Raw genomic sequence first — 26,841 nt, 5'->3', positions numbered from 1 at the left:
CGCTGCCCCGGGTAGCGGGCGGCCATCACACACGACAGGCAGTCATTCTCGAAATGGATACGGCAGAGAACTACGCAGTACCGGTGCACGGAAACCTCGGCGGTTCCTTCGTGCGCAGCAACGACTTCAACGAGAAGTTCTATCTTCGTTGGGGCAAGATCATTTTCGATGTGTCCTTCGGCGCGCAGCTCAACCTCAAGGTGATCCTGAGGGTCTATCGGGACCACGGCATCTGCGAAACCTACATCGTCGATACCGATCCCTACGACATCCACTGGAACCAGCACAAGCGGCGAACGCGTGATTTCTACATACACCCGGAATCGCGCAGCTTCGGCCGGGTGAACTGCGTCAAGTTCGCTTTCGTCGTGCACCGCGACGAATACTCGCTGCCCTCGCGGCACGAGTACATCTTCATGGACTGGCAGCAGTTGCGCAGCGAGCAGCCGCAATACCGGAGAATCACCTCCGAGTGGGCAACGCACAACAGCTACCGCACCCATGAATGCAACGCCTGGCAGTTGCAGAGCGATGTCGACTGGTACAACCACCACTTCGACTCGCTGCACCTGATTCCCAAGTTCACCAAGGGGCAGCAGCACCATCCCTACCATCCGAAGCGCTTCATCCATGATCACATCGACAAGGTGATCAGCAGCAAGCACCGGCACCCGAAGCGTTTCTGCACAATCAAGGTGAGCGTGGACTGCATCGACGACCACGACTTCACGCGCCATCTGGTGCACGCCAGCGAGCAGGGTGTCTGGGTGCAGTGCATCGTCGACTGGCGGAAGATGACGCTGACCAACAGTGACAACTACGCCCGGCTCAAGCGTGCCGGCGTCGAGCTGCTGGGCGTCTTCTGCACGCCGCACCACCACCTGATCGAAGTCGATCCGGACATGCATACCAAGTTCATCATCTTCAACGACGAGGACTGCATTCTGGGTTCGTTCAACATCACCTTCGACCGCTGGTGGGCGAACTGGGAGTCGGGAATGACCTTCCACTCGCGCGGCGTCTGTCGTCTGCTCGACAATATCTTCCAGAGCGAACGCGGGGGCGTCAACCAGCGCTATGGCATCGACCCGCTGAGCCGGTTCAACCTGCTCTACACCTTTGGCCGACAGGCGCTGATGGAGGGCAGGTATTACCGCCCGCACCATGCCATCCTGGCGGAAATCCATCGGGCGAAGCGTTCAATCAAGCTGACGCTGTTTCTGATCGGCAATCTGCTGGGCGAGCACGGGGAAAGCGTCGTCGATGCCCTGATCCATGCCAGGAACCGCGGCGTGCACGTGCACATCCTGCTCAATGGTCATCTGGCGCGACAGGGCCGGGTGGGCATCGAACGATCGATGGCCGACGAGCTGAATCGCCCACTGCTTCCAGCAGTGCAGGGTTTGCGCACTGCCGGCATCGCCGTCGGGCTCGTCTACGGGCAGACCGATCACCCGGTTCCCTATTCGCCGATCCATTCCAAGTATTGCATCATCGACGAGGAGACGGTCATCGAGGGCAGTTTCAACTGGTACAACACTTCGGTGTTCTCGCACGACCTGCTCGTTCTCGCGACCGATCGTGAGGTGGCGAAGGCCTACCTGCACGAGTTCGAACAGATCCAGCAGCTGTTCAGGGTCTACTACTGAGCTCCCGTCTGGGCCATCTGACAACGGACAATTGACTCCAGGAGCGGCGCCAAGGATACTTCGTCTGCGTGGTTGAAACGCCTTCCCACAGGTTGCATTTTCTCAACGCGGTGGCCAAGCGGTGGCGGCACGACAGTCGTCCGACGGCCAATACGGAGACACCATGCCCTTTGCGATCCTGATTCCAGCCTTTCTCAACACCAACTCACTCTCGAGGAAATCATGTCCAAACTGTTCATCGAAGATCTCGCCCTCGAAGGCAAGCGCGCCTTGATCCGAGTCGATTTCAACGTTCCCCAGGATAAGGTCACCGGTGCCATCACCAATACCAAACGCATCGAAGCGGCGCTGCCAACGATCAGGTACGCTCTGGACAAGGGGGCTGCCGTCATCCTGATGTCGCACCTCGGCCGTCCGGACGGCAAGGCCAATCCGCAGTTCAGTCTGGCACCGGTGGCCGTCGCCCTCCAAGGCCTGCTCGGGCGGCCGGTCAAATTCCTGCCCGATTGCGTCGGCCCCGAAGTCGAGGCTGCCTGTGCTCAGATCAAGCCGGGCGAAGTCATCCTGCTCGAGAACCTGCGCTTCCACATCGAGGAGGAGGGCAAGGCCAGCGTCACCAATGCCGATGGCACCGTGACCAAACTGAAGGCCAATCCGGAAGACGTCAAGGCATTCCGCGCTTCGCTCACCAGGCTGGCCGACGTCTATATCAACGATGCCTTCGGTACCGCGCATCGCGACCACTCGTCGATGACCGGCGTGCAGCTCCCGGAGCGCGCCTCGGGTTACCTGATGAACAAGGAACTGGCCGCGTTCTCCGCCGTTCTCGAGTCGCCGCAGCGGCCGTTGCTGGCGATTCTCGGCGGTGCCAAGGTCGCCGACAAGATCCAGCTGATCAACAATTTGCTCGACAAGGCCGATCAGATCATCATCGGCGGTGGCATGGCGTTCACCTTCAAGAAAGTGCTCTCGGGAATGCCGATCGGCAACTCGCTGTTCGACGAAGAGGGCGCCAAGCTCGTTCGCGGACTGATGGACAAGGCGCGCGAGAAGGGCAAGGAGATCCTGTTGCCGGTCGATTTCGTCATCGGTGACAGGTTCGACGCCAATGCCAACACCGGCACCGCCAATGACGCAGACGGGATTCCGGATGGCTGGCTTGGACTCGACTGCGGCCCCGAGTCGACGCGCATCTTCAGCGACGCGATCAGGAAGGCCAGGACGATCATCTGGAATGGCCCGGCGGGCGTCTTCGAGTTCGACAAGTTCGAAGCCGGCACGCGCGCGATGGCGCAGGCGGTCGTCGAGGCGACTGCTGCGGGTGCCATCACGGTCATCGGCGGCGGGGATACGGCCACCGCCGCGAAGAAGTACGGTGCCGACAAGAAGGTCACGCACAGTTCCACCGGTGGCGGCGCCTCCCTGGAGTATCTCGAAGGCAAGATTCTTCCGGGCGTTGCCGCACTCTCCGAGAAGTGATGCCGACGGACCCGGCGAGGTCGGGTCCGACTGGCTTCTCCAGTCATCCCCCGCAATACAACATCGAGGAACAACATGCGCAAAATCGTAATCGCCGGCAACTGGAAGATGAACAAGACCGTTGCCGATTCAGTCAAGCTGGCTGCTGAAGTGGTCGCTGCCGCCAGGGACATCAAGCAGGTGGTCGTCGCGATCGCCCCGACCCATCTCGCTCTGGCGAAAGTGGCCGAAGTGCTGCAGGGGAGCAACGTCAAGCTCGCCGCGCAGGATGTGCACTGGGAAAACCAGGGCGCTTTCACCGGCAAGGTCAGCGCCGACATGCTGAAGGAGATCGGTGTCGACTACGTGATCGTTGGTCACTCCGAGCAGCGCAGCTACTTCGGCGAGACTGACGAAACGGTGAACAGGAAGGTCAGGAAGGTCCTGTCGTTGGCAATGAAGCCGATCATCTGCATTGGCGAGACACTCTCCGAGCGCCAGGAAGGCCGGCTTGAAAGTGTCCTGACGAAACAGGTCAACGGCGCCTACGCCGGCCTTTCAGCCGACGAAGCGCTGTCCACGGTGATCGCCTACGAACCGGTCTGGGCCATCGGCACCGGCGTCACCGCCAGCGACGACGAGGCACAGCAGGCGCACGCCTTCGTACGCGGCCTGCTGGCGACGCTTTACGGCGACAGCGTCGCCCAGTCGATCAGCATTCAGTACGGCGGTTCGATGAAACCCGAGAACGCTGCCGGTCTGCTGGCGCAGAAGGACATCGACGGCGGCCTGATCGGCGGCGCGGCACTGAAGGCGGACAGCTTCCTCGGCATTGTCCGCCCGGGTGAGGGAGTCAGCAAGTAGCCACCGGCCGCAACGCATGAGAGGCGGCAACTGCGACGCGGTTGCCGCCTCCCTGCCGGCGGTGCAGGGCCGACGATCCGTCGCGCGTGCGACGCGGGCCTTGCGCGGCGATGGGCGTGGTGCCGGGCCGCTCGCAGCTCGCCTCTCTAAGCCTGGCGGACGGTCAGCAGGCTCTCGTCCCACTTGGCGTGTTTCTCGAAACCAAGCAGGTTGGCGATCGTCGCGGCGATGTTTGACAGACCTGCGGAGGCGGTCTGCGCCAGACCGAGCCGGCCGCCACTCGCGTTGTCGTAGAGGATCAGTGGTACCGGGTTGAGCGTGTGCGAGGTCTTGCTCTTGAACGACCCGTCCGCATTCCTCGCGGGCTGTCCGGTCTTCTTGTCGATCTCGTACATCTCGTCCGCGTTGCCATGGTCGGCCGTGATCAGGGCAACGCCGCCCATGGCGTCGATGACGGGCAGAATGCGCGCCAGTTGCAGGTCGACCGCTTCGATGGCCATCGTTGCGGCTCGGAAGTGGCCGGTGTGGCCGACCATGTCGCCATTCGCGAAGTTGCAGCGCAGGGTGCGGTAACGCCCGCTCTTCAGGGCCGCGATCATCGCGTCGGCGATTTCCGCCGCTTTCATCCACGGCCGCTGCTCGAAGGGGACGACGTCGCTGAGGACCTCTTCGTAGGTCTCGCCATCGAACCTGTTCGAGCGGTTGCCGTTCCAGAAGTAGGTCACGTGCCCGAACTTCTGCGTTTCGGAACAGGCGAACTGGGTGATTCCGGACTTGGCAAACCACTCGCCCATGGTATCGAGAATCGCCGGCGGATCGACGAGGAAGCGCTTTGGCAGCTTGAGGTCGCCATCGTACTGCAGCATTCCGGCGTAGGTCACCTGCGGTACGCGGACGCGGTCGAACTTGTCGAAGTCCGCTTCCTCGAAGGCGCGCGTGATCTCGATCGCGCGGTCACCGCGGAAGTTGAAGAAGACGACCGAGTCACCATCCTCGATCGTGCCGACCGGGCGCCCGCCGCTGGCGATCACGAAAGGCGGCAGATCCTGATCGATCGTTGCCGGAAAGCGCGCACGCAGCGAACTGATCGCCTGCGATGCACTCTCGTGCTGCTCGCCTTCCCCACGGACGTGCGTCTGCCAGCCGCGCTCGACCATGTTCCAGTTGGCCTCGTAGCGGTCCATGGTGATGCTCATGCGGCCACCGCCGGAGGCGACGCGGGCGTCGAAGCCGGCGTCACTGATCTTTTCCAGGAAGGACTCGAACGGCAGGACATAGTCGAGGGCGCTGGTTTCCGGAACGTCGCGTCCGTCAAGCAGGATATGGATGCGGACAGCCGGCACGCCTTCCTCCTTGGCGCGCTGGATCATCGCGCGCAGGTGGTCGATGTGGCTGTGGACGTTGCCGTCCGAGAAGAGGCCGAGAAAGTGGATGACGCCGCGGCCGGCCCGCGCACCGGCGACGATCTGCTGCCAGGCTGCGCCTTGCCAGATCGAGCCCGCGGCGATGGCGTCGGCGACCAGCGCCGCGCCTTGGCTGTAGACCTGGCCGGCGCCGATGGCGTTGTGACCGACTTCGGAGTTGCCCATGTCCTCGTCGGAAGGCATTCCGACAGCCGTGCCATGGGCGCGCAGGGTGACGTTCGGACAGGTGGTGAGCAGGCGGTCCAGGGTGGGCTTCCTGGCTGCGGCGATGGCGCTGCCGACATCCGACTTGGCAATGCCGTAGCCATCCATGATGATCGTGACAATTGGGCCCTGAATTCCGGGGAAGGACGCAGATTTCTGCAACATGATGGATTCCTGGGGAAGTTGAGAGTGGGCAACGCAGGCCGCCGGGGATCTGAAAGCAGCGGCGTCGACACCAGTATACCGCAAGCCGCCGGCCGTGGCCGAACAAAGAATCCTGTTTGAAAACGGTAACTTGCGCGTCTCCCATGAAGCCGCTGGGAGGCAGCGGCGACGCCCGGGACGGCGCTGTCTCGACTACCGGGGTTGCTGCACACCGATCACCGGTTGCCGTTGCCGGATGCGGATGCGGACGCGCTTGCGGACCTTCTGCGGCCTCTCCGGTTGCCGGCTGACGGAACGTCTTCTGCGGCGCTGCTTCCGGGCACGTCGGCTGGCGATCAGCAGCGCGATCCGGGCAACGAGCAGCAGGAAGGCGAGGACCCAGACCAGCGGATAGGCGAGCACTTCTCGCAGGAGTTCGATGAACTGGAGCGGCGGACTGACATCGTGGCTGGCGGGAATCGCAGGCGCCAGGCGCGTCGCCGCAGCGGGTTGCCGGCGGTCGCCGGTGTGGTCGACGACGGACAGCGAGAGGTCACCGTGCCCGATCGAGGCCTGACCGTCGCGGGCGCTGTAGTGAAAGCCCTCGATGCCGGCGACAGAGAAACTGACGTCTCCGCCCGGGCCGACGCGCGCATTGGTGGTGTCGACGATCAGTTCGGCGACCGTGTGCTGCAGGTTGTTCAGTGTCGCCAGGATATCCTCCCCAGCCGGCACGAGGCCTGTGGTGGCAGCGATTGACGTCCCGCCTGGGACGGCTGCCGGGCCGGGCGTCACCTGCCTGCCAGGCCTTCGCAACAGCACGCGCGATGCCGTGGCGACGGGAGGGGTGAATTCGTCCTCATTCAGAGAGGGAACTGCCGGCAGCGGGGCCGGCGACAGCCATTGCGGCGCCGGTTCGTGCTCGCCGGGGGCGCTGGCAACCTCCGGCGAAGGCGGTGCGGCGGCGTTCGCCGGGTTGACCGGCAGCACTGCCGTGGCCAGCGGGAACGACATGTCGTCATCGGCGATGTTGTGGGCCCGTACATCAACGGCGAGCAGCAACAACGCTGCCACGCCGATCGGCGTCGGCCAGCGTACGCACTGTCGCGCCCCCGCTCTCGCTCCCGAGAGCCACCGCAGCCTGCCGTTCAAGATGGCGATGTCTGTCTCCAGGTTCCCCCTTTGCGCGAAGGCCGGCGCGGCCGCTCCGTGGAGTGGCACCGGCTGCCGGGGGGACGAATGCTAGAATACTACAGCAACGTTGGCGCGGGACGTTTCCGCGGGAGAATTCCCTTCCGATGAGCAAGTCATTGCTGCAGGATGTCGCCTGGCACTCGCTGCCGGCAGAGGAAGCGGCCGCGCGCCTGACGGCCAGCTTCGAACAGGGGCTCGACGACGCAGAAGCGGCCTGCCGCCGCTCGCAACACGGCGAGAACCGGCTGACGCCCGCCCCGAGCCGCGGACCGATACTGCGGTTCGCGCTGCAGTTCGTGCAGCCGTTGGTGCTGGTGCTGGTACTGGCCGGCGTGGTGACTGCCGTCCTCGGTGAATGGGTTGACGCGGCCGTGATTTTTGGCGTCACCGTGGTCAACGCGGTGATTGGCTTCATCCAGGAAGGCCGCGCCGAGAGCGCCCTGGCCGCGCTGGCCCGTTCGGTCACGAGCGAGGTCACGGTGCTGCGGGGGGGGTGCAAGCACCGCCTGTCATCGACCGAACTTGTACCTGGCGATGTCGTTCTGCTGGCGGCGGGTGACAAGGTGCCGGCCGACCTGCGGCTGTTCCGGGCCAGGGATCTGCAAGCCATCGAAGCGGCACTGACCGGCGAGTCGACGGCAGTTGCCAAGGGCGGCGACGCGTTGCCGGAGAGCACTCTGCTCGCCGAGCGCTGCAACATGGCCTACGCCGGTACCGTGATGATCAGCGGTCAGGGAGCCGGCGTCGTCGTCGCGACGGGCGACCATACCGAAACCGGCCGTATCTCGCGGCTGATCGCCGAGACCCCTGACCTGACGACGCCGCTGACCCGCCGCATGGCGGTCTTCAGCAACTGGCTGTTGGTCGCAATCGGCCTGCTTGCCGGGCTGACCTTTGCCGTCGGCATCGGCAGGGGAGAGTCGGTGTTCGCCATGTTCATGGCAGCTGTGGCACTGGCGGTTGGCGCGATTCCGGAAGGGCTGCCGGCGGCGATGACGATCACCCTGGCCATCGGCGTTTCCCGCATGGCCAAGCGACGGGCGATCATTCGCAAGCTGCCGGCGGTCGAGACCCTTGGCAGCACAACGGTGATCTGTTCGGACAAGACCGGCACCCTGACCGAGAACCAGATGACCGTGCGCGAGATTTACGCCGGTGGCGTACGGACTGCGGTCACCGGCAGCGGCTATTCGCCGACTGGCATGATCGGCGATGGTGGCGATGTTGCCGGCGCGTTGCGCGAGTGCCTGCTGGCCGGGGCGCTGTGCAACGATGCCGGCCTGAACCGGAGCAACCGCCATTGGGAGATCGTCGGTGACCCGACCGAGGGTGCGCTGCTCGTCGTTGCGCGCAAGGCGGGGCTCGACGAGCGGACGTTGCAGAAGTTGTTTCCGCGTCTGGACGAGATTCCCTTCGATTCGACACGGCAGTACATGGCAACCCTGCACGACATCGAGGGGGCGCGGGTTGCCTATTTCAAGGGGGCGCTCGAACAGCTGCTGTCGCGATCGCTGAGCATGCTCGACGGCAGCGGGCGGAATGTAGCGCTGCGCCGCGAGGAAATCGAGGGCGTTGCCGCGACGATGGCGGCGGCGGGTCTGCGGGTGCTGGCCGTGGCTCGCCTTGCCGCCGCTTCGGGCAGCTCACTGACCCCCAGCAGTGCCGACGCCGGCCTGGAGTTCGTCGGCTTGGTGGGGATGGTCGACCCGCCGCGACCGAAGGCGATTGCCGCCGTCAGAACCTGTCACGCAGCCGGCATCACGGTCAAGATGATCACCGGTGATCACGCCAACACGGCACTTTCGATTGCCCGGCAGATGGCGATCGCCAAGGCCGGCGAGACGGCGATCAGCGGCCGCGAGCTGGCGGCGCTCGATGATGAGGCATTGCGCGAAGTGGTGCGCCGGAGCAACGTCTTCGCGCGCGTCGAGCCGGCACAGAAGCTGCGGCTGGTACAGGCGCTGCAGGCCAATGGCGAGGTGGTGGCGATGACCGGCGACGGGGTGAACGACGCGCCAGCCCTGAAGCAGGCCGACATTGGCATCGCCATGGGCCTGGGCGGCACCGAAGTGGCCAAGGACGCCGCTGAAATGGTTCTGACCGATGACGATTTCGCCGCCATCGAGGCCGCCGTCGAGGAGGGGAGGGGTGTCTACGACAATCTGGTGAAGTTCATCACCTGGACACTGCCGACCAACTTCGGTGAGGGCCTGGTGATCGTGGCAGCGATCCTGGCCGGAGCGACACTGCCGATCACGCCGCTGCAGATTCTCTGGATCAACATGACCACGGCGGTTTTTCTCGGCCTCATGCTGGCCTTCGAGCCCATCGAGCATGCCGTCATGCGCCGCCCGCCGCGCCCGCCAGGAACACCGATCCTTGACGCAGCGCTCGTCTGGCGAATCGTCCTCGTCAGCCTGCTGCTGCTGGCCGGTTCCTTCGGGCTGTTCCTGCGCGAGTTGGCCCAGGGCCATTCGCTCGCCGAGGCACGAACCGTCGCCGTCAACGTCTTTGTCGTCGTCGAGGCAATGTACCTGTTCAACTGCCGCTCATTGAAGCTTTCCGCGGTGCGGCTGGGGCTCTTCTCCAACCCGGCGATCTGGTACGGCATCGTGGTGATGGCCCTGCTGCAGCTCGCACTGACCTACCTGCCGTTGATGAACCGCCTGTTTGCCACCGCGCCGATCGGCCGGCGGGAGTGGCTGGAGATTGGCGCTGTGGGCGTGGTCGCCTACGTCGTCGTGGGCGTCGAGAAGCGACTGCGCGCGCTGCGCTGACTGGTCGCGCTCGATGCCGCCTGTTTGCCGGTGCCGGTCGGGGTGCCGGGCAGGTGACAGGAATGTGTTCAGGACGGGCTGCCGGCCACTGCCGTCACCGCAGACATCCTTTTCTCGGCGTGGCCGCTGAACTTCGGCCATGCCATAATGACCAAGGGGCACCGGGGAAGACGGCAGGCAGCGTCCTCCGGTCCCTCCAACCCTCATTCCCGATCAGGATCCGACATGACAAGCACAGTGACTCTGGGCGGCAAGCCCTTTCAGCTCAGTGGCAGTTTCCCGCAGCCAGGACAGGTGGCGCCGGCGTTCTCGCTGGTCGGCAAGAACCTCGCCGACGTCACGTTGCAGAGCTTTGCTGGCCAGCGCAAGATTCTCAACATCTTCCCCAGCATCGACACGCCCACCTGCGCCACCTCGGTCCGCAAGTTCAACGAGGAGGCGAGTGCGCTGCCGGGAGTGGCCGTGCTGTGCATTTCGGCCGATCTGCCGTTCGCCCAGAGCCGTTTCTGCGGCGCCGAAGGGCTCGACAACGTGGTGACGCTATCGACCATGCGTGGACGGGAGTTTCTCACCGATTACGGCGTTGCCCTGAGCGAGGGGCCGCTGGCCGGCGTTGCCGCGCGTGCGGTGGTCGTTCTCGACGCCGATGATCGCGTCCTCTACAGCCAGCTCGTCGGCGAGATCAAGGACGAGCCGGACTACGCGGCGGCCCTGCAGGCGCTGGCCTGACGCGGTCGGCAGGGACGTGCCCGAAGCCGAGGTCAGCGATCCCGTCCGGCAGAGCCAGGGTATCCAGTCGGTCGAGATTGGTACCCGGCTGCTGCAGGCACTGGCGAGCAGTGGTCGCTCGATGCTGTTGCGCGACCTGTCGCGCAGCGCCGGCATGCCGGCAGCCAAGGCGCGTCGCTACCTGGTCAGCTTCATGCGCATGGGGCTCGTCGAACAGGACGCCAATACCGGGCGTTACGACCTTGGTGGCTTTGCCCTCGAACTGGGACTCGCCAGCCTGGCGCGGCTGGACCCGGTGCGGCTGGCGGGGCCGCTGCTCGAAGATCTCTGCGAGCGCAGCGGCGAGACCGTCGCCCTCGCGATGTGGGGCAATCGCGGTGCCACCTGCGTCCGCTGGCTGGAGGCCGGCGGGCCGGTGACCGTGACGCTGCGCACCGGTGTCGTGCTGCCGCTGATCTCGTCGGCGACCGGACTTGCCTTTGCCGCCTTCTATCGTTCGCCCTACTTGCGCCGGATGCTCGATGCGGAGATCGAGGCGGCGGCCGCGGCACGGCAGGCGGCGCCAGCAGCATTGCGCGCCGCGCTGGCGGTGCAGCTCGACGAGATCCGGCGGCACGGCATCGCACGCGCCGCCGGCAGCGTCACCCCCGGGGTCAACGGCTTCAGTGCGCCGGTCTTCAATCACGCGGGCCGTATGGTGGCGGCGATGACCCTGCTTGGCATCATCGGCAGTTTCGACATGGACTGGGACAGCCCGACGGCGCAGCTGACGAAGGAAACGGCGGCAGCCCTGTCACGTCGGCTTGGCCATGGTGGTTTCCAGGCAGCGGCGGGCGAAGCAGCGGCTGGCAACCGCGACGCAACGTCGCACGGCAGTGCCACGTCGCGCGGGTGACTGCCGCCCGGGCTGTGGCGCCTGCTGCATCGCGCCCTCGATCAGCACGCCGATGCCCGGGCACCCGCGCGGCAAGGCGGCCGGCGAGCGTTGCGCCAGCCTGGACGGCGATTACCGCTGCCGTCTGTGGGGCAGACCTGAGCGTCCTTGCTGCTGTGCCGGGCTGCAGCCCTCGGACGAGATGTGCGGGGACGATCGGCAACAGGCGATCACCTGGCTGACGGCGCTCGAACGGGCAACCCGCCCCTGAGTGCTAGAATGCTGGCTTTTTGAAAGTCTGCTGTGGATGCTCTGCTGCTGCTGAAAGCCCTGATTCTCGGTATCGTCGAAGGGATCACCGAATTCCTGCCGGTATCCTCGACCGGTCACCTGATTCTCGCCGGTGATCTGCTCGACTTCAACGACGAGCGCGGCAAGCTGTTCGAGATCGTCATCCAGTCGGGGGCGATGCTGGCGGTCTGCTGGGAGTACCGGGCGAAGATCGGCAGCGTCGTCCGCGGACTGCCGAATGAGCCTGCCGCGCAGCGCTTCGCGCTCAACATCCTGATCGCGTTCCTGCCGCTGGCGATCCTCGGTCTGCTGTTCGGCAAGGCGATCAAGGCGCACCTGTTCAATGCGCCGGTGGTGGCAGCGGCCTTCATCATCGGTGGCCTGGTGATTCTCTGGGCCGAGCGCCGGGAGCATTGCATCCGCATCGAATCGATCGACGATCTGTCGCCCGTCGATGCCCTCAAGCTCGGCCTGGCGCAGGCGCTGGCGCTGATTCCGGGCACCTCTCGTTCGGGGGCGACGATCATCGGTGGCCTGTTCTTCGGCCTGTCACGGCGGGCGGCGACCGAGTTCTCCTTTTTTCTGGCAATGCCGACCCTGATCGGCGCCAGCATCTACCAGCTCTACAAGGAACGTGCGCTGTTGTCCTTCGACGATCTGGGAATGTGGGCAGTTGGTTTCATCGCCTCGTTCATCTCGGCGTTCTGGGCGGTGCGAGGTCTGCTGCGCTACATCAGCACGCATGACTTTTCGATCTTCGCCTGGTACCGGATCGCTTTCGGCATCGTCGTCCTGCTCACCTGGCACTACGACATGATCGCCTGGACGGCTGGTTGAGATGGCTGCCGCATCGCGCATTCTCTACCTGCACGGATTCTGCTCGTCGCCGGCATCGTGGAAGGCGCGCCTGCTCGGCGATTTCCTCGCCGCGCGTGGCCTGGGTGATCGTTTCGCCTGTCCTGTCCTGCCGCCCGTCCCGCTGGCCGCAATCGCCAGTGCCGAGGCGGCGCTGTCTGGCGGTGCCGGCGAGACGACGCTGGTGGGCAGCTCGCTGGGCGGTTACTATGCTGCCTGGCTGGCGGAGAAGCACGACCTGCGAGCGGTCCTGGTCAATCCGGCTGTGATGGCGCCGGAGCTTCTCGCTGGGCTGGTCGGCAGGCACAGCAATTTTCACACTGGCGAATGCTTCGACTTTGCCGACGAGCACGTCACGCAACTGCGTCTGCTCGAAACACCGCAGGTCACGGCGGCGCGCTATCTGCTGCTGGTCGAGACCGGCGACGAGGTTCTTGACTACCGCCAGGCCCTCGCACGCTATGCCGGCAGCCGGCAGATCGTCATCGAGGGTGGCGACCACAGCTTCCTCAGCTTTCCCCGCCTGCTGCCGCAAATCCTTGAATTCTGCCGGTTATAATGACCCCGATGCATGTACTGTTCGAAGAAGACGGCGCTTTTCGTGCGGCCACCATCCTGGCCGACAACGACAGCTCGTTGCAGGTCGAGACAGCATCCGGGAAGCGCAGCAAGATCAAGGCTGCCAGCGTCCTGCTGCGTTACGACGAGCCGGCGCCGGGAGTGCTGCTCGAGCAGGCGGAACTGCTGCTGCCCGGCATCGAAGCCGACTTTTTGTGGGAGTGCGTCACTGACAGCGAATTCCATTTCGCCGATTTTGCTGACGAGTACTTCGGTCACCCTGCCAGTGCGGTCGAAGCGGCGGCGTTGCTCCTGGCGCTGCACGCAGCACCGGTGTATTTCCACCGCAAGGGCCGCGGGCGTTTCCGCAAGGCGCCGCCGGAAATTCTCCAGGCCGCTCTTGCCGGTCTCGAGAAGAAGCGTCAGCAGGCACTGACGATCGAGCGCATGGTGGCCCAGCTGACCTCGTTCAACCTGCCGCCCGAGTTCCCGCCGCTGCTCGGGCAACTGCTCTACAGGCCGGATCGCAATCGCGGCGAGACCAAGGCACTCGAGGCCGCGTGCAGCGAGACAGGCCTCTCCGTGGCACACCTGCTGCATCGCTGTGGCGCCATCCGCTCGCCGTACGACTATCATCTGCAGCGCTTCCTGCTCGAACAGTTTCCGCGCGGGACAGCCTTCCCGGCCGTCGAGCCGCCGCTGCTGCCGGTCGACCTGCCGCCTGCCGACGTCCAGGCCTTCTCGATCGACGACGCGACGACGACCGAGATCGACGATGCCTTTTCGCTGCAGTCGCTGCCCGGCGTCGGCTGGCGGGTCGGCATCCACATAGCGGCCCCGGCTCTCGGCATCGCTCGGGGCTCGCCGCTCGACGAAATTGCGCGCGCCCGGCTATCGACGGTCTACATGCCCGGCAGCAAGTTCACGATGCTGCCGGACGCGGTGGTGGAGCGCTACACACTGGCCAGCGGGCGCGCGCTCCCGGCCGTCTCGCTCTACCTCACGGTGACGCCGGAACTCGAGATTGTCGGCGACGAGTCACGGCTGGAAATGGTTCCCGTCGTCGCCAACCTGCGTCATCACGACATCGAACCGTTGTTCAACGAGCAGACGCTGGCTGCCGGGCTGGCGCAATTTCCCTTTCGCGACGAGTTGCTGACGCTCTGGCAACTGGCCAACGCCTGCGAGGGTCGGCGCGGCAAAGCATCGGCAACGCCTGACAACAAGGATTTCAACTTCCGCATCGAGGGTGATCTCGACGACGCGGAAAGCTGTCGCGTCGAGATTTCCGCGCGCCGCCGCGGCAGCCCGCTCGACAAGCTGGTTGCCGAACTGATGATCGTTGCCAACAGCACTTGGGGTGCACTGTTGGCCAGCCGTGGGGTGGCGGCGATCTACCGTGTGCAGGGTGGCGGCAAGGTGCGCATGAGCACCGCGCCGCAAGCGCACGAAGGACTTGGAGTCAAGCAGTATGCCTGGCTGTCGTCGCCCCTGCGACGCTACGTGGACCTGCTCAACCAGTGGCAATTGGTTGCCTGCCTCAAGGCCGACACGCCACCGTTTGCTGCCCGCTCGGATGCACTGTTCGCCGCGCTGCGCGATTTCGAGCTGACCTATGCGGCCTACGCCGAGTTTCAGCGCGGCATGGAGCGCTACTGGTGCCTGCGCTGGCTGCGGCAGCAGGGAATCGAGCGCATTGCGGCGACCATCGGCCGTGAGAACCTGGCGCGGCTCGATGACCTGCCGCTCGTACAGCGCGTGCCGTCGGCGCCGGAACTGAAGCCGGGGCAGCGGATCCTGCTGCAGATCGAATCGGTGGACTACCTGACCCTGGCGCTCGGCTGCCGCTACCTCGAGACCCTGCCGTTACCGACGACTCCTGCGGCGGTGATCGAAAAGTTACCGGAGGCTGTCGATTGAGGTGAGGCAGGGATCGTTGCATCGGTTCGATCGATGGTCGGCCAACCACCGGTTGGCGTTGGCGGTCGGGTTTTCCCTGCTGCTGCACGGTCTCCTGTTGTCACTGCATTTCAGCTTTCCCGACGCGTCGCGCAGCGTTCGGGAACGCGCGCTCGACGTCGTTCTGGTCAATCGTCGTTCGGCGCGGCCACCCGAGGAGGCGACGGTGCAGGCGCAGGCGAATCTCGACAGTGGTGGCAATACCGAGCACGAGCACCGGGCGAAGACGCCGATGCCGGCAGCACCCCGGCAGCAGCATGGTGACGAGCTCGAACACTCGCAGAAGCGGATCCAGGCCCTCGAAGCGCATCAGCAGCGGCTGGCGGCGCAGGCACAGAGCAGGGATTCGCTGTCACCGACCACTGCACAGGAGGCACAGCCGGATCCCGTGCCGAATCTCAGTGGTCGTGACCTCGCCCAGAGCGCGCTGGCGATGGCCCGTCTCGAGGGAGAAATTGCCAAGGAACTCGATGAATACAGCAAGCGGCCCCGCAAGCAGTTTCTCGGCAGCAGCGCGATGGAGTACCGGTTCGCGCAATACTTCGAGGAGTGGCGGCAGAAAGTCGAGCGGGTCGGGACCCTCAACTACCCGGCCGAGGCGCGCGGCAAGCTCTACGGCAGCCTCGTCCTGACGGTGACGGTCAGGAGCGATGGCTCGGTCGATGCAGTCGAGATCAACCGTTCGTCGGGCCACAAGGTGCTCGACGATGCGGCCCGCCGGATCGTCGTCATGGCATCACCGTTCGCCGCCTTCCCGCCGGCCATCCGGCACGATACGGACACCCTGGTGATAACCCGCACTTGGAACTTCACACAGCGTGATAGCCTGGAAACCAGGGCCGCCAAGCGATGAGCGACCGCTACGCCGTCTTCGGCAATCCGGTGAGCCACAGCAAGTCGCCAGCCATTCACGCCGCGTTCGCGGCGGCATGCAACCAGGATCTCGCTTACGAGGCGATCCTCGTCCCGCTGCATGGCTTTGCCGGCAGCGTTCGTGCCTTCGTCGCCGGCGGTGGTTGCGGTGCCAACGTCACGCTGCCGTTCAAACAGGAGGCCTGTCGGCTGGCAACGCGACTGACGCCGCGGGCCGGGCTCGCGGGGGCGGTCAACACGCTGTTCTTCGACGGGCCGGCGTGGCTCGGTGACAATACCGACGGCGCCGGTCTGCTGCGCGATTTGACACAGAATCTGGGTTGCCCGATCGTCGGCATGCGTGTCCTGCTGCTCGGTGCCGGTGGCGCCGCGCGCGGCGTTCTCGGCCCTCTGCTCGAGGCCGGACCGCGCCGGCTGGTGATCGCCAACCGGACCCAAGCCAGTGCGCATGAGCTGGCGGCACGGATGCCGGGCGCCGGTGCGGTCAGCGCCTGTTCTTACCCGCAACTCGCCGGGCAGAGCTTCGATCTCCTGATCAATGCCACGTCGGCCAGTCTTGCCGGCGCCTCGTTGCCCTTGCCGGACGGGCTCTTCGCTCGCGACAGCCTCGCCTACGACATGATGTACGGTGAGGACGAGACCCCGTTCCTGCGCCTTGCCGGCAGTCGCGGGGCGGCGCGCCTGGCAGACGGCCTAGGAATGCTGGTCGAGCAGGCGGCGGAGGCCTTCCAGCTCTGGCGTGGCGTCCGGCCAGCGACGGCGCCGGTGCTGGCAATGCTGCGCGCCGGCAGCCGGCAGACCGGGAGTCAATGAGGCTCCTGCTCTGGGCGAAGCGCGTGCTGCTTGCTGGCATGGCCCTGCTGGTCCTCTATCAGTTCTGGTTGTTCGGCTGGGTTCTCTGGTGGAACTGGGCGAACCCCGACGTCACGCGCTTCATGGCCATCCGTCTCGAGGAACTGCGTCGGCAGCAACCGGAAGCAGAACTGCGCAAGCAATGGGTGCCTTACGATCGCATATCGGTTCACCTCAAGCGCGCGGTCGTCGCTGCCGAGGACGCCCGCTTCGTCGATCACGAGGGTTTTGACTGGGACGGCATCCAGCAGGCGATCGAGAAGAACCAGAAGAAGGGCCGGGTCGTTGCCGGCGGCTCGACCATCTCGCAGCAGCTGGCCAAGAACCTCTTTCTGACTCCGGCGCGGACGCCATGGCGCAAGGCGGAAGAGGCCGTCATCACGCTGATGCTCGAAGGCGTGTGGAGCAAGGAGCGGATTCTCGAGGTCTACCTCAACGTCATCGAATGGGGCAATGGCGTTTTCGGAGCCGAAGCGGCCGCCCGTCACTATCATGGTGTCCCGGCGGCACAGCTTTCGCGCGAGCAGGCTGCGCGGCTGGCGGGAATGCTTCCCAGCCCGCGCTTCTACGACCGCAACCGCAACGCACCGGGGCTGGCAAGAAAGGCAGCGATCATCCTCGCCCGCATGCCGTCTGCCGACCTTCCCTGAACCGCCGCAATGTCCGCTGTCGGTCGCTGGCGCAGTGGCCGGTGTCGGCAAGCCTGCGATACTATCCGCCTGCTGCCGCTGCAATTGCCGTCGGTTCCGGATATCTCAAGGAGTCATCACTCTAATGAAGCTTCGTACCGTTTTTCTGCTGTTCGTCTTCACCCTCGTCGCCGCCTTCTCCGCGCTCAACTGGCACGCCTTCACGACACCGACGACGCTGTCACTGGGGTTGGCGCAGGTCGAAGCGCCGCTCGGCGTGATCATGCTCGGTGTCATCGCTTTCCTGGCCGCCTTCTTCCTGATCTTCGTCGTCTATGTGCAGGCCTCGGCGCTGTTCGATTCGCGCCGCCATGCGCAGGAACTGCAACTCAACCGCGAACTCGCGGACAAGGCCGAAGCCTCGCGCTTCACCGAACTGCGTTCCTTTCTCGAAGGCGAGTTGCAGAAGTTGTCTGGCCGCGGCGGTGCGACGCCGCTGGCGAGTGACGCGGCGATCCTGGAGCGGCTCGACCGGCTCGAGAAGGAACTCCTGACGGCGCTGGAGCAGTCGGCAAACAGCGTCGCCGCGTGCGTCGGTGAACTGGAGGACCGGCTCGACAGGAAAGGCGATGTGCTGCCGGAGCGTCGGCCGGGGCACTTCTGAGTGCCCTGGTCCTCTCAACGGCCGCTGGCGGAGTTCCTGCGGCCGGTGGCGCTGCCGCCCGTCTTGCCATGTACCGAATCGTGGCGAGCGGTGCGCGGCAGCCCGTCGCGCCAGTGCGCTGCCGGTTTGCCGACGCGCTTGTCGGCCTGTCCGGCTGGCTGCGCCGTGCGCTTGTCAGCCCCGTGCCATGGCCTGCCTTCCGGGCGAGGCTTGGCCGCCTGCGGACGGCGCGTCGGCTCGTGGCCGGCGACGACTTCGACCGGGATGCTTTGCCGCGTGAAACGCTCGATTCGCCTGACGTTGAATTGTTCCGCGTGATGAACGAGCGAAATCGCCAGGCCGCTGCGGCCAGCGCGCCCGGTGCGGCCGATGCGATGCACGTAATCCTCGGCAGCCTTCGGCAGGTCGTAGTTGAAGACGTGTGTGATCGTCGGCACGTCGATGCCGCGTGCGGCGACGTCGGTGGCGACCAGGATTCGCACCTGGCCACGCCGCATCGCGGCGAGCGTACGGTTGCGGGCACCCTGGTGCATGTCGCCGTGGAGCGCTGCAGCATTCAGGCCGGCGACGTTCAGGCGATCGGTGACGCTGTCCGCATCGCGCTTGGTCGCCGTGAAGACGAGTGCCTGGTCGATCGACGCATCGCGCAGCAGGTGGTCGAGCAGGCGGTTCTTGTGCGCCAGATCGTCGACGAAGTGCATGCGCTGCTCGATGTTCTCGTGTTTGGCGGACGGAGCGTCGACCTCGATGCGCAGCGCGTTGCGCGTGATGCGCTGTGCCATCACGCCGACCGTGCCGTCGAGTGTCGCCGAGAAGAGCATTGTCTGGCGCGAGGGCGGGGTTGCCGCGACGATCCGCTCGATGTCGTCGATGAATCCCATGTCGAGCATGCGGTCCGCTTCGTCGAGGACCAGCATCTGCAACTGCGCGAAGTCGATCTTGCCCGAACTCATGTGGTCGATAAGGCGGCCTGGCGTGGCAACGAGGATCTCCGGGTTGCGGCCGAGAAGTTCCATCTGTTTCGGGTAGGGCATGCCGCCGAGGATGGCGACAGCCCGCACCTGGTGCATGCGGCGACCGTACTTCTCGCTGGCGGCAGTGACCTGCAGCGCGAGCTCACGGGTCGGCGTGAGGACCAGCACGCGTGGCCGTGCCGGTTGCCAACGTTGCTGGTCGCGGCCACGCGGCGGCGTCCGGCCGCCTTCCCGGCCAGCACTGCGCGCGGCCGTTGCCGGCCGCTCCTGCAGAGCGAGGCGGTGCAGGAGCGGCAGCATGAAGGCAGCAGTCTTGCCGGAACCGGTTTGCGAGCAGGCAATGATGTCGCGGCCTTCGATGGCGGCGGGGACGACTTGTGCCTGCACCGGCGTCGGCACGTCGTAGCCTGAATCGGTGAGCGCTGCGAGGAGGGCGGGGTTGAGCCCGATTTCTACAAAATTCATGTTGTCTTTCGCATGGATGTGCAGCCCCTCGCCGCCAGCCGCGCGGGGGGGTGCGAATGAAGCAGGAAGGGCAACGCCAACCAACGAAAGGCTGCGAGACAGACTCTGTCGGATCAACAGGAGTCGGCACCCATTGGCACAGAAGCTTTGTGCCGGGAAGGCGCTGAAGTGATCGACACCAGAAGGCAGGGGGGCTTGAGACTTACGGCCAGGTTCGCGATGCTCGGGGCACGCAGCAGCTGCGCTGCAACGTGCGGCGCGCATTGTAGCACGGGCGCGGGTGCGGTGGCGCTTCCTGAGCGGCATTCAAGCGAGACAGCCCGGGCTCCGATGCACCGGCAACGTGCGCGTCGCAGTGGCGACGCACCATTCTCTTGCATCGAATCCCGACCGGCAGTACTGTGCCGCCAGCTGGCAGCGGCTGCTCCAGGGTGGCACAGTTCCTGCTTGAAGACGTCGAGACCTAATATCGCGGTGAGCCTCATGAGCGGAGCGTTCTATAACGAGATGTACGATTCGGATGCTGGCCTGCGGCCGCACTACCGTGCCTTTGCCGAATGGCTAGCCGGCATGCCGCCCGAGCGGCTCGAGCGCAAGCGGGCCGAAGCGGACACGGCGTTCCATCGCGTCGGCATCACATTCGCTGTCTACGGAGAAGAGGCGGGGACCGAAAGGCTGATCCCTTTCGACATCATTCCGCGGATCATCCCGGCGGCCGAGTGGGCGCAGCTCGAGGCCGGCCTGCGGCAGCGGGTGCAGGCGCTGAACGCGTTCCTGCATGACATCTATCACGAGCAGGCGATTCTCAAGGCCGGCTGCGTTCCCGTCGAGCAGGTGCTGAACAACGCACAGTTCCGTCGCGAGATGATCGGTATCGACGTTCCGTCCGGGATCTACGCGCATATCGCCGGCGTTGACATCGTCCGGGCAGGGGCTGGGGAATCGTACGTTCTGGAAGACAATCTGCGGGTGCCCTCGGGCGTGTCGTACATGATCGAGGACCGCAAGATGATGATGCGGCTCTTTCCCGAACTCTTCTCCCGCCACCTGATTGCGCCGGTGCAGCACTACCCCGACCTGTTGCTCGACAACCTGCGCACGGTGGCGCCCAAGGGCGTCGCCAATCCGACCGTCGTCCTGCTGACTCCGGGTGCCTACAACAGCGCCTATTTCGAGCACACCTTCCTGGCGCAGCAGATGGGAATCGAACTCGTCGAGGGCCGCGATCTGTTCGTCCGCAATGAAACGGTGTTCATGCGCACGACGCAGGGCCCGCAGCAGGTCGATGTGATCTATCGCCGCCTCGACGACGATTTTCTTGATCCGCTGGTGTTCAACAAGGACTCGATGCTCGGCGTGCCAGGCCTGCTGTCGGCCTACCGGGCCGGCCACGTGACACTGGCGAACGCGATCGGTACCGGTGTCGCCGATGACAAGTCGGTCTACCCATACGTTCCCGAGATGATCCGCTTCTATCTCGGTGAGGAGCCGAAGCTGAACAACGTCCCGACCTGGATGCTGCGCAAGCCCGAAGACCTGCGCTACGTCCTGGCGCACCTGCCCGAGTTGGTGGTCAAGGAGGTGCATGGTGCCGGTGGCTACGGCATGCTCGTCGGACCCGCCTCGAGCCGGGCGGAGATCGAGCAGTTTCGCGCCCGCATCATCGCCGCACCGGAGAAATACATCGCGCAGCCGACGCTGGCGCTGTCGAATTGCCCGACCTTCGTCGACTCCGGAATTGCTCCGCGCCACCTCGACCTGCGCCCGTTCGTCCTCTCCGGCAAGCGTGGCGTCGGCATGGTGCCGGGTGGGCTGACGCGCGTTGCGTTGCGAGCCGGTTCGCTGGTGGTCAACTCGTCGCAGGGCGGTGGAACGAAGGACACCTGGGTGCTGGAGAACTGAGATGGACGGAGGATCGAGATGCTGAGTCGCACGGCGGACCACTTGTACTGGCTGGCGCGCTATACCGAAAGGGCGGAGAACTTGGCGCGCCTGCTCGACGTGTCCTACCAGATGTCGCTGGTCCCCCAGTCGATCGCCGCACAGAACGAGAACTGGCGCGCCATTCTCGCTCTGAACAGCCTCGAGTCGGCTTTTGCCGAGACCTACAGCGGCGTCGATGTCGACAACGTGTTGCGGTTCATGGTTGCCGACGCGACGAATCCGTCATCGATCTACAGTTGCTTGCGTGCGGCGCGCGAGAACGCGCATGCTGTGCGCGGGACGCTGACCGCCGAAATGTGGGAGAGCATCAACGCCACCTGGATCGAACTGCGGCAGCAGACCTTCGAGCAGATTCTCGCACGGGGCATCAGCGAGTTCTTCGACTGGGTCAAGCTGCGCTCGGCGGTGACGCGCGGAGTGACTTTCGGCACCATGCTCAAGGACGATGCGCTGCACTTCATCCGCTTGGGTGGCCTGCTCGAACGGGGTGACAACACGGCGCGTATTCTCGACATGCAGTACCACATCCTGCGTCAGAGCGACGACGAGGGCGCCAGCGATTTCTACCGCTGGGGCGCGTTGTTGCGGTCGCTGTCGGCATTCCAGGTCTACCGCAAGGTCTACCGCGATGCGATCACTCCGGCGCGTGTTGCCGAACTCCTGATTCTGCGGATGGATCTGCCGCGATCCCTGCACGCCTGTGCCGACGGTATCGTCCGCATGCTGCAGCTGATTGCCAACGATGCTTCGGCCGAGACCCAGCGGCAGGCGGGCGTACTGCATGCCCGGCTCCATTTCGCCCGCATCGATGATGTCCTGGCGGGCGGTCTGCACGAATATCTGACCGATTTCATGGATCGCATCTACGAGCTTGGTGACGGCATCAGCCGCGACTTCCTGATCGCTGCCTGAAGGAATGGGGTGCTGACGCCCGCCACCAGCGGTCGTGCTCGCCCCCCGGTGTCGTCCCGCCAGGGCGGTTGGCGTGCTGTCGCATTGACCGGCAAAACGACTTGTGCTCTAATCGCCGCTTCGTCGCCGCCAGAGCGTTTCATCTGCAGCCGGGGGACGAGGCAGCCGCAGCAGGTCGCGCAGGGCGGCGGCCAAGTTGCCGGCGCCGGGCAGACAGCGGCGGTTCGGCGGAAGTCTCTGCAGCGCAGTCGGGCTGCGGGCAATTGGGCGATTAACTCAGCGGTAGAGTGCCACCTTCACACGGTGGAAGTCAGTGGTTCGAACCCACTATCGCCCACCATCCCGATGCGCCCGCCATTCGGCAACGACAGCCACGTGGTGCGCGATCGTTTCCTGCTGCTGCGAGTGGGCCGACGCTGTGGTGCATCCATGCGCCGGCAGAGCGTCGAACTTTCTGTTAGAATCGGCGACAGGGCCGTGCAGGCAGGCGGGCAACGCGCTACAGGAGCCTTTCCCGGTCCATTTCGCCACGACATCACCGAGACATGAGCACTACGCCGCATCCCTCCTTCATCATCGTCGGCTTGACCACTGGCGGCAGGAAGTTTCGTCCCAGCGACTGGGCCGAAAGGCTTTGTGGCGTTCTATCGGTCTTTGGTGCCGAGAAGAGGATGCGCTATTCGCCCTACGTCGGTCCGCGGACCTACAAGGGAGAGAAGGCGGTTCATGTCGATGGGCGATTGTACGAAGTCGAGCCGATGGCCTACCGTTTCGTCCTGCACTTCGCCGAGGACAACGACCTGCAACTGATCCACGACGTCGCGGCGCCTGGTACGCCGGTATAGGCTGCGGTGGCGACGGCCGGCGTCTTGCGCCGGGCATATCGTCAGACGACCCGTGTCGCGGCGGGGCCTGACGGTTCCGTTGCCGGTGGCGTCCGGCGACACGGTACGGTGGTCCTTGACGGTCGTCATTGACCGGTCAGACCAGTGACAACCCCTTGCCATCCAACGCCACCAGCGCCTTCGCCTGATGGAGGTCGGTGGCACGACCACAGGCGTACAGACAACAGGCGAGTTGATTGGCGATCGGCAGCGGCAGCGGCAACTCACCGAGAAAGACGCGGCGCATCCACTCGACCGTCGCCTGTGCAGCCGAGTTCGGAGGCAACTGCGGCAGGCTTCTGAGACTGTCGTGTTCTGCCTCGAAGAGGATGTCGCTCCTCCCCTCATGCACATGCTCGATCGCCGGCCGACGTTTCGGATTGGCGAACGGCTCACCCTCGGTGCCGCGCAGCAGCAGGGCGTTCGCGCCGACTGTGCCGAGCACGGCGCGCATGCTGTCGATGTAGTCGGGATGAGTCGCCGCTGCCAGGAGCAGCGAATCGCCATGAAAGGGATCAAGCATCTTGACCACGCTGTGGGCACTGTTGCGCAGCCCCAGCCGATCACGCAGAGCAAGTTGCGATGCCAGTCCGGGACAAAGGCGCGACAGCGGCAGGTAGGCGAGGCCGTTGTCGTCGATTCGCTGCTGCGCCTCATGTACTCCCTCACACGGTGCCACGCCGTACTCGCAGAACACCTGCTCGCTGGTGACGCGTCCGTAGTCCTGGCTCAGGCCGTGCACCAGAACCGGCACGCCATGCCGACGCAGCAGCAGCGCCAGCAGTGGTGTCAGGTTGGCACCCCGGCGGGCGCCGTTGTAGCTCGGGATGACGACCGGCCGGGCGCGGCCAGCGGGGCGCTGCAGAGTCGGCAGGCGCTCAGTGGTGGCCGTGAGAAAGCCGACCATCTCGTCGACCGACTCGGTCTTCATGCGCAGGGCGATGGCGATCGCTCCCAGTTCAAGATCCGCAACCATGCCGTCGAGCATCGCCCCATAGAGCTGCCGCGCCTCGCTGCTGGACAGGTCGCGCGCTCCGGTCGCGCCACGCCCGATCTCCCTGATCAAGAGCGCCAAGTCCATGATCCCTCCTCCCGTTGTCGTCACGGCGTGTCGCCGTCGCGCATCCCATTCCGCGGCACCGGCAGCCGCCGCCGCCCGGCGCGTTGCGATCGGCACCCGCCACGCCGCGCTGGCCGTCGATGGTCGCGCCAGCCAGCATCGTACATCACAGCCGATGGAAGCAGTCGTCGGGGCTGCTGTCTTCACCCCACCATTCACTGAATTCCAAGCAACGGCCGTGCCATCCATCGTGGCATGGTGGCGATCCGGGCACGCGGGAGGCAGGCAGCAGCGCCGGCGGCTCGCGCGTGCCCTCTCTGTCGGAGGAACCCTTGCGGAAGGGGTTGTCGGCGGCCGGCGGACCGCCACTGTACAATTGCCACTTCCGGTTGGCGTGCCCGGCAGCGCACGGCTTCAACACATGAAGGATTCGACGAGCAGATGACGAGACTCTACACGATCGCAGTTGCCCTGTTCTTCGGCTTGGTCGGCAGTATCCAGGCCGAGCGCACACCTTTCTGGGGAGCCACGGAGCCCGTGCCGTTCGAGACACCGGCCGACCAGTTGCGCAACGGGGAATTCACCTGGGCGCCGCAGCTCGCACCGGTTGGTCCGATTCTGGTGCTGGTCAGTCTCGAAGAGCAGCGTGCCTACACCTATCGCAATGGCCTGCTGATCGGCATCGCCTCAGTCAGTACCGGCAAGCCCGGCTACCAGACTCCCAGCGGCGTCTTCCAGACCTTCCTCAAGGACAAGGATCACCATTCCACAAAGTACCACAATGCCGCCATGCCCTACACGCAGAAGTTCACCCAGGATGGTGTGGCGCTGCATGCCGGTGGCGTTCCCGGATATCCGGAGTCGCACGGCTGCGTGCATCTGCCCAGCGAGTTTGCTCGCCTGCTGTTCGACGCCGCACCGAAGGGGATGACGGTGGTGATCGCCAAGGCCGGTTCGGCGCCGGCGGAGTTCCGGCATCCGGCATTCCTCAGTCCGGTCACCGACGCTGGGGGTCAGGCGGAGCATCGCCGCCTGCCGGCCACCACCGGCCATCGCTGGGAGCCGGAGAAGGCGCCGTGGGGCCCGCTGTCGATCCTCCTGAGCCGCTACGATGAGCGGATCCTGGTGTTGCGCAACGGCGTCGAGATCGGCCGCGCCAAGGCGGCTTTCCGCCGGCCGCAGCAGCCAGTTGGCAGCCACGTCTTCGTCGCCAAGGAAGGCGCGCAGCCCGGCGGGCTGTTGGAGCATCAATGGGTGGGCGTCGGGCTGGTCGGGCACATGGGCGATGCCGACACGCGGCCGGACGCGAAGGTGGTGAACGAGGTCACTATTCCGGCCGACTTCAGGGCGCTCCTGGCGGCCGAGATCCGGCCGGGAACGACGCTGATGGTGACCGATGCGCCTGTGCTCGAGCAGACGACCGGGCTCGACATGGCAGTCCTGAGTTCCTTCCCTGATCACTGACGTGGCTGCAGCGACGGTGCTTGCGCCCGCCGCTGCAGGCGACTGCCGCGCTCGACGGCAGTTCGCTCGCCACGCGCCGCAACTGCTGCCGACGTTCGGTCGCAGTTGTCCGTTTACCGATCGCGACCGACTCGCGGCTTGACTTCCCGTATCCGCCGCCTATCCTGAATAGTGCACTGCACCATGGCCCTGCTTTAACAGAACTCCTGGCGCCGAAGAAGTGTGCCGCACTCGGTCTGTGCGCGCTTCGCGCGGATCCGCCGGGCGCGTTGGCCTTCTCGCACGGCCTGCGGCAGGATCAGGCGTCATGGGTTTTCGAGGCGAAGACGAACGGGAGGAACATGATGTCACGGTATTCGATCAACAAGAGCAGGCCGCACTTTCTGACGACTGCTGCTGCAGCCATGCTGGCCGTCGTGCAGGGGGCGACTGCTGCACCGTTGCTGGATGATGTTGTGGCGGGCGTCAATATCGACCCGGACCAGATCTCGGTGTCCGGCATCTCGTCGGGTGGTTTCATGGCGCACCAATTTCATGTCGCCCATTCGGAGCACATCATGGGGGTTGGTGTTGTCGCCGGCGGTCCTTACTATTGCTCGGCGGGCAGCATCCTTGACGCGGTAACCAAGTGCAGCCAGTTCGTCATGCTCGAATGTCGCCAACTCGGGCTCGACGCGAAGTTGTGCGGCAAGACTGATCGGGCCCCGAAGAACGGGCAGGAAGCCCGGCGCGTGGCCGCAGCATCGTTCGCCGAGGCGAAGACGCAGGAAGCGGCTGGCCGCATCAGCAAGCTTGCCGGACTCAAGGGCGACCAGGTGTACCTGATCAGCGCCGAGTACGATGCCATCGTTCCGCACGGCGTGATGGATGCCGTCTTTCACTTCTATGCCGATGCCGACAAGGCTGCCATCGAGGCCGGCCACATCGCTTACAACCGGAGTTTTCCGGCCCGTCATACGATGGTCCGGGACGCCTTCAACAAGCCTGTGGGCGACGTGGTGGGCAACTGTGCGCTGCCGCCGGCAGCGCCGCCGCCCACCGAGCGGAACGCCTTCATTGATGATTGCGAGGCTGTGGCACGGCAGCGTCAGGCGCGGGATTAGTGCATCTGTCCGCCGGCGGCTGCCGCTGGCGCGCCGG

22 protein-coding genes and 1 tRNA gene are annotated in these 26,841 nt (G+C 65.2%); 19 read left to right on the top strand and 4 right to left on the bottom strand.

The features are described from left to right. Window positions 1-53 precede the first annotated feature (53 nt). The 3 genes from HT579_18915 (at window position 54) to HT579_18905 (ending at window position 3,971) form a co-directional block, all read left to right on the top strand. Entirely contained in the window at window positions 54-1,649 is a 1,596-nt protein-coding gene (locus HT579_18915; GenBank protein QKS30809.1) for a phosphatidylserine/phosphatidylglycerophosphate/cardiolipin synthase family protein, read from the top strand. 222 nt (window positions 1,650-1,871) lie between these two features. Beyond that, window positions 1,872-3,128 (top strand): phosphoglycerate kinase, encoded by a 1,257-nt coding sequence (gene pgk, locus HT579_18910; protein QKS30808.1) that lies wholly within the window; start codon window positions 1,872-1,874, stop codon window positions 3,126-3,128. 75 nt (window positions 3,129-3,203) lie between these two features. Beyond that, the gene (locus tag HT579_18905; GenBank protein ID QKS30807.1) at window positions 3,204-3,971 is read left to right on the top strand and encodes a triose-phosphate isomerase; all 768 of its coding nucleotides are present in this window, start codon (window positions 3,204-3,206) and stop codon (window positions 3,969-3,971) included. Between the two features lie 146 nt (window positions 3,972-4,117). Here the strand turns inward: HT579_18905 and HT579_18900 are convergent, their stop codons facing one another. After that, window positions 4,118-5,764, bottom strand: a complete 1,647-nt coding sequence (locus HT579_18900; GenBank protein ID QKS30806.1) for a 2,3-bisphosphoglycerate-independent phosphoglycerate mutase — start codon at window positions 5,762-5,764, stop codon at window positions 4,118-4,120. Window positions 5,765-5,956: 192 nt separating this feature from the next. Then, the gene (locus HT579_18895; protein ID QKS30805.1) at window positions 5,957-6,895 is read right to left on the bottom strand and encodes a hypothetical protein; all 939 of its coding nucleotides are present in this window, start codon (window positions 6,893-6,895) and stop codon (window positions 5,957-5,959) included. A gap of 146 nt (window positions 6,896-7,041) precedes the next feature. On the opposite strand from HT579_18895, the gene HT579_18890 reads away from it, so the two are divergent. The 10 genes from HT579_18890 (at window position 7,042) to HT579_18845 (ending at window position 17,998) form a co-directional block, all read left to right on the top strand. Next, the gene (locus tag HT579_18890; GenBank protein QKS30804.1) at window positions 7,042-9,714 is read left to right on the top strand and encodes an HAD-IC family P-type ATPase; all 2,673 of its coding nucleotides are present in this window, start codon (window positions 7,042-7,044) and stop codon (window positions 9,712-9,714) included. Window positions 9,715-9,939: 225 nt separating this feature from the next. Then, window positions 9,940-10,443: a thiol peroxidase gene (gene tpx / locus HT579_18885; protein QKS30803.1), complete on the top strand. Its 504-nt coding sequence runs from the start codon at window positions 9,940-9,942 to the stop codon at window positions 10,441-10,443. Then, on the top strand, window positions 10,361-11,338 hold the full coding sequence (locus HT579_18880; GenBank protein QKS30802.1) for an IclR family transcriptional regulator: 978 nt from the start codon (window positions 10,361-10,363) through the stop codon (window positions 11,336-11,338). The genes tpx and HT579_18880 overlap by 83 nt, the downstream gene beginning before the upstream one ends. 282 nt (window positions 11,339-11,620) lie before the next feature. Further along, window positions 11,621-12,445 (top strand): undecaprenyl-diphosphate phosphatase, encoded by an 825-nt coding sequence (locus HT579_18875; GenBank protein QKS30801.1) that lies wholly within the window; start codon window positions 11,621-11,623, stop codon window positions 12,443-12,445. Window position 12,446: 1 nt separating this feature from the next. After that, a complete protein-coding gene (locus tag HT579_18870; GenBank protein ID QKS30800.1) occupies window positions 12,447-13,022 on the top strand; it encodes an esterase in 576 nt (191 codons plus the stop codon). Window positions 13,023-13,030: 8 nt separating this feature from the next. Next, the gene (locus tag HT579_18865; protein QKS30799.1) at window positions 13,031-14,941 is read left to right on the top strand and encodes an RNB domain-containing ribonuclease; all 1,911 of its coding nucleotides are present in this window, start codon (window positions 13,031-13,033) and stop codon (window positions 14,939-14,941) included. A gap of 1 nt (window position 14,942) precedes the next feature. After that, window positions 14,943-15,833 carry an energy transducer TonB gene (locus HT579_18860; GenBank protein QKS30798.1) on the top strand — a complete coding sequence of 297 codons (891 nt, stop codon included), beginning with the start codon at window positions 14,943-14,945 and terminating at the stop codon, window positions 15,831-15,833. Next, entirely contained in the window at window positions 15,830-16,666 is an 837-nt protein-coding gene (gene aroE, locus HT579_18855) for a shikimate dehydrogenase (GenBank protein ID QKS30797.1), read from the top strand. Before HT579_18860 ends, aroE begins: the two co-directional genes overlap by 4 nt. Beyond that, entirely contained in the window at window positions 16,663-17,355 is a 693-nt protein-coding gene (gene mtgA / locus HT579_18850; protein ID QKS30796.1) for a monofunctional biosynthetic peptidoglycan transglycosylase, read from the top strand. Before aroE ends, mtgA begins: the two co-directional genes overlap by 4 nt. 124 nt (window positions 17,356-17,479) lie before the next feature. Beyond that, entirely contained in the window at window positions 17,480-17,998 is a 519-nt protein-coding gene (locus HT579_18845) for a LapA family protein (protein QKS30795.1), read from the top strand. Window positions 17,999-18,012: 14 nt separating this feature from the next. Here HT579_18845 and HT579_18840 read toward each other — a convergent pair whose 3' ends face one another. Beyond that, the gene (locus HT579_18840; GenBank protein ID QKS30794.1) at window positions 18,013-19,437 is read right to left on the bottom strand and encodes a DEAD/DEAH box helicase; all 1,425 of its coding nucleotides are present in this window, start codon (window positions 19,435-19,437) and stop codon (window positions 18,013-18,015) included. 483 nt (window positions 19,438-19,920) lie between these two features. Between HT579_18840 and HT579_18835 the strand changes: the two genes are divergently transcribed. The 4 genes from HT579_18835 (at window position 19,921) to HT579_18820 (ending at window position 23,138) form a co-directional block, all read left to right on the top strand. Next, complete coding sequence (locus HT579_18835) at window positions 19,921-21,339, top strand: circularly permuted type 2 ATP-grasp protein (GenBank protein QKS30793.1); 1,419 nt, start codon at window positions 19,921-19,923, stop codon at window positions 21,337-21,339. A gap of 18 nt (window positions 21,340-21,357) precedes the next feature. Further along, window positions 21,358-22,293 (top strand): alpha-E domain-containing protein, encoded by a 936-nt coding sequence (locus HT579_18830; protein ID QKS30792.1) that lies wholly within the window; start codon window positions 21,358-21,360, stop codon window positions 22,291-22,293. Between the two features lie 265 nt (window positions 22,294-22,558). Beyond that, window positions 22,559-22,633, top strand: a tRNA-Val gene (locus HT579_18825). Window positions 22,634-22,838: 205 nt separating this feature from the next. Next, window positions 22,839-23,138 (top strand): DUF3579 domain-containing protein, encoded by a 300-nt coding sequence (locus tag HT579_18820; protein QKS30791.1) that lies wholly within the window; start codon window positions 22,839-22,841, stop codon window positions 23,136-23,138. A 136-nt stretch (window positions 23,139-23,274) separates the two neighbouring features. Here the strand turns inward: HT579_18820 and ybiB are convergent, their stop codons facing one another. Then, window positions 23,275-24,258, bottom strand: coding sequence for a DNA-binding protein YbiB (ybiB, locus tag HT579_18815; GenBank protein QKS30790.1), 984 nt, complete (start codon window positions 24,256-24,258; stop codon window positions 23,275-23,277). Between the two features lie 420 nt (window positions 24,259-24,678). Between ybiB and HT579_18810 the strand changes: the two genes are divergently transcribed. Together HT579_18810 and HT579_18805 are read left to right on the top strand one after the other, a co-directional pair. Beyond that, window positions 24,679-25,701, top strand: coding sequence for a L,D-transpeptidase (locus tag HT579_18810; GenBank protein ID QKS30789.1), 1,023 nt, complete (start codon window positions 24,679-24,681; stop codon window positions 25,699-25,701). Between the two features lie 20 nt (window positions 25,702-25,721). Further along, the gene (locus tag HT579_18805; protein QKS30788.1) at window positions 25,722-26,804 is read left to right on the top strand and encodes a hypothetical protein; all 1,083 of its coding nucleotides are present in this window, start codon (window positions 25,722-25,724) and stop codon (window positions 26,802-26,804) included. The last annotated feature ends 37 nt before the right edge of the window (window positions 26,805-26,841 follow it).

It is taken from the genome of Candidatus Accumulibacter similis (assembly GCA_013347225.1).
In the GTDB taxonomy this organism is placed as follows: domain Bacteria; phylum Pseudomonadota; class Gammaproteobacteria; order Burkholderiales; family Rhodocyclaceae; genus Accumulibacter; species Accumulibacter similis.
The sequence above is the reverse complement of the archived record's forward strand: the minus strand, read 5'-3'. Positions and strand labels throughout refer to the sequence as shown.

Bases quoted from the DNA above. Each gene is read 5' to 3' on its own strand.
- HT579_18915 (QKS30809.1), top strand. From the start codon at position 54: ATGGATACGGCAGAGAACTACGCAGTACCGGTGCACGGAAACCTCGGC.
- pgk (QKS30808.1), top strand. From the start codon at position 1,872: ATGTCCAAACTGTTCATCGAAGATCTCGCCCTCGAAGGCAAGCGCGCC.
- HT579_18905 (QKS30807.1), top strand. From the start codon at position 3,204: ATGCGCAAAATCGTAATCGCCGGCAACTGGAAGATGAACAAGACCGTT.
- HT579_18900 (QKS30806.1), bottom strand. From the start codon at position 5,764: ATGTTGCAGAAATCTGCGTCCTTCCCCGGAATTCAGGGCCCAATTGTC.
- HT579_18890 (QKS30804.1), top strand. From the start codon at position 7,042: ATGAGCAAGTCATTGCTGCAGGATGTCGCCTGGCACTCGCTGCCGGCA.
- tpx (QKS30803.1), top strand. From the start codon at position 9,940: ATGACAAGCACAGTGACTCTGGGCGGCAAGCCCTTTCAGCTCAGTGGC.
- HT579_18880 (QKS30802.1), top strand. From the start codon at position 10,361: ATGATCGCGTCCTCTACAGCCAGCTCGTCGGCGAGATCAAGGACGAGC.
- HT579_18870 (QKS30800.1), top strand. From the start codon at position 12,447: ATGGCTGCCGCATCGCGCATTCTCTACCTGCACGGATTCTGCTCGTCG.
- HT579_18865 (QKS30799.1), top strand. From the start codon at position 13,031: ATGCATGTACTGTTCGAAGAAGACGGCGCTTTTCGTGCGGCCACCATC.
- aroE (QKS30797.1), top strand. From the start codon at position 15,830: ATGAGCGACCGCTACGCCGTCTTCGGCAATCCGGTGAGCCACAGCAAG.
- mtgA (QKS30796.1), top strand. From the start codon at position 16,663: ATGAGGCTCCTGCTCTGGGCGAAGCGCGTGCTGCTTGCTGGCATGGCC.
- HT579_18845 (QKS30795.1), top strand. From the start codon at position 17,480: ATGAAGCTTCGTACCGTTTTTCTGCTGTTCGTCTTCACCCTCGTCGCC.
- HT579_18840 (QKS30794.1), bottom strand. From the start codon at position 19,437: ATGAATTTTGTAGAAATCGGGCTCAACCCCGCCCTCCTCGCAGCGCTC.
- HT579_18835 (QKS30793.1), top strand. From the start codon at position 19,921: ATGAGCGGAGCGTTCTATAACGAGATGTACGATTCGGATGCTGGCCTG.
- HT579_18830 (QKS30792.1), top strand. From the start codon at position 21,358: ATGCTGAGTCGCACGGCGGACCACTTGTACTGGCTGGCGCGCTATACC.
- HT579_18820 (QKS30791.1), top strand. From the start codon at position 22,839: ATGAGCACTACGCCGCATCCCTCCTTCATCATCGTCGGCTTGACCACT.
- ybiB (QKS30790.1), bottom strand. From the start codon at position 24,258: ATGGACTTGGCGCTCTTGATCAGGGAGATCGGGCGTGGCGCGACCGGA.
- HT579_18810 (QKS30789.1), top strand. From the start codon at position 24,679: ATGACGAGACTCTACACGATCGCAGTTGCCCTGTTCTTCGGCTTGGTC.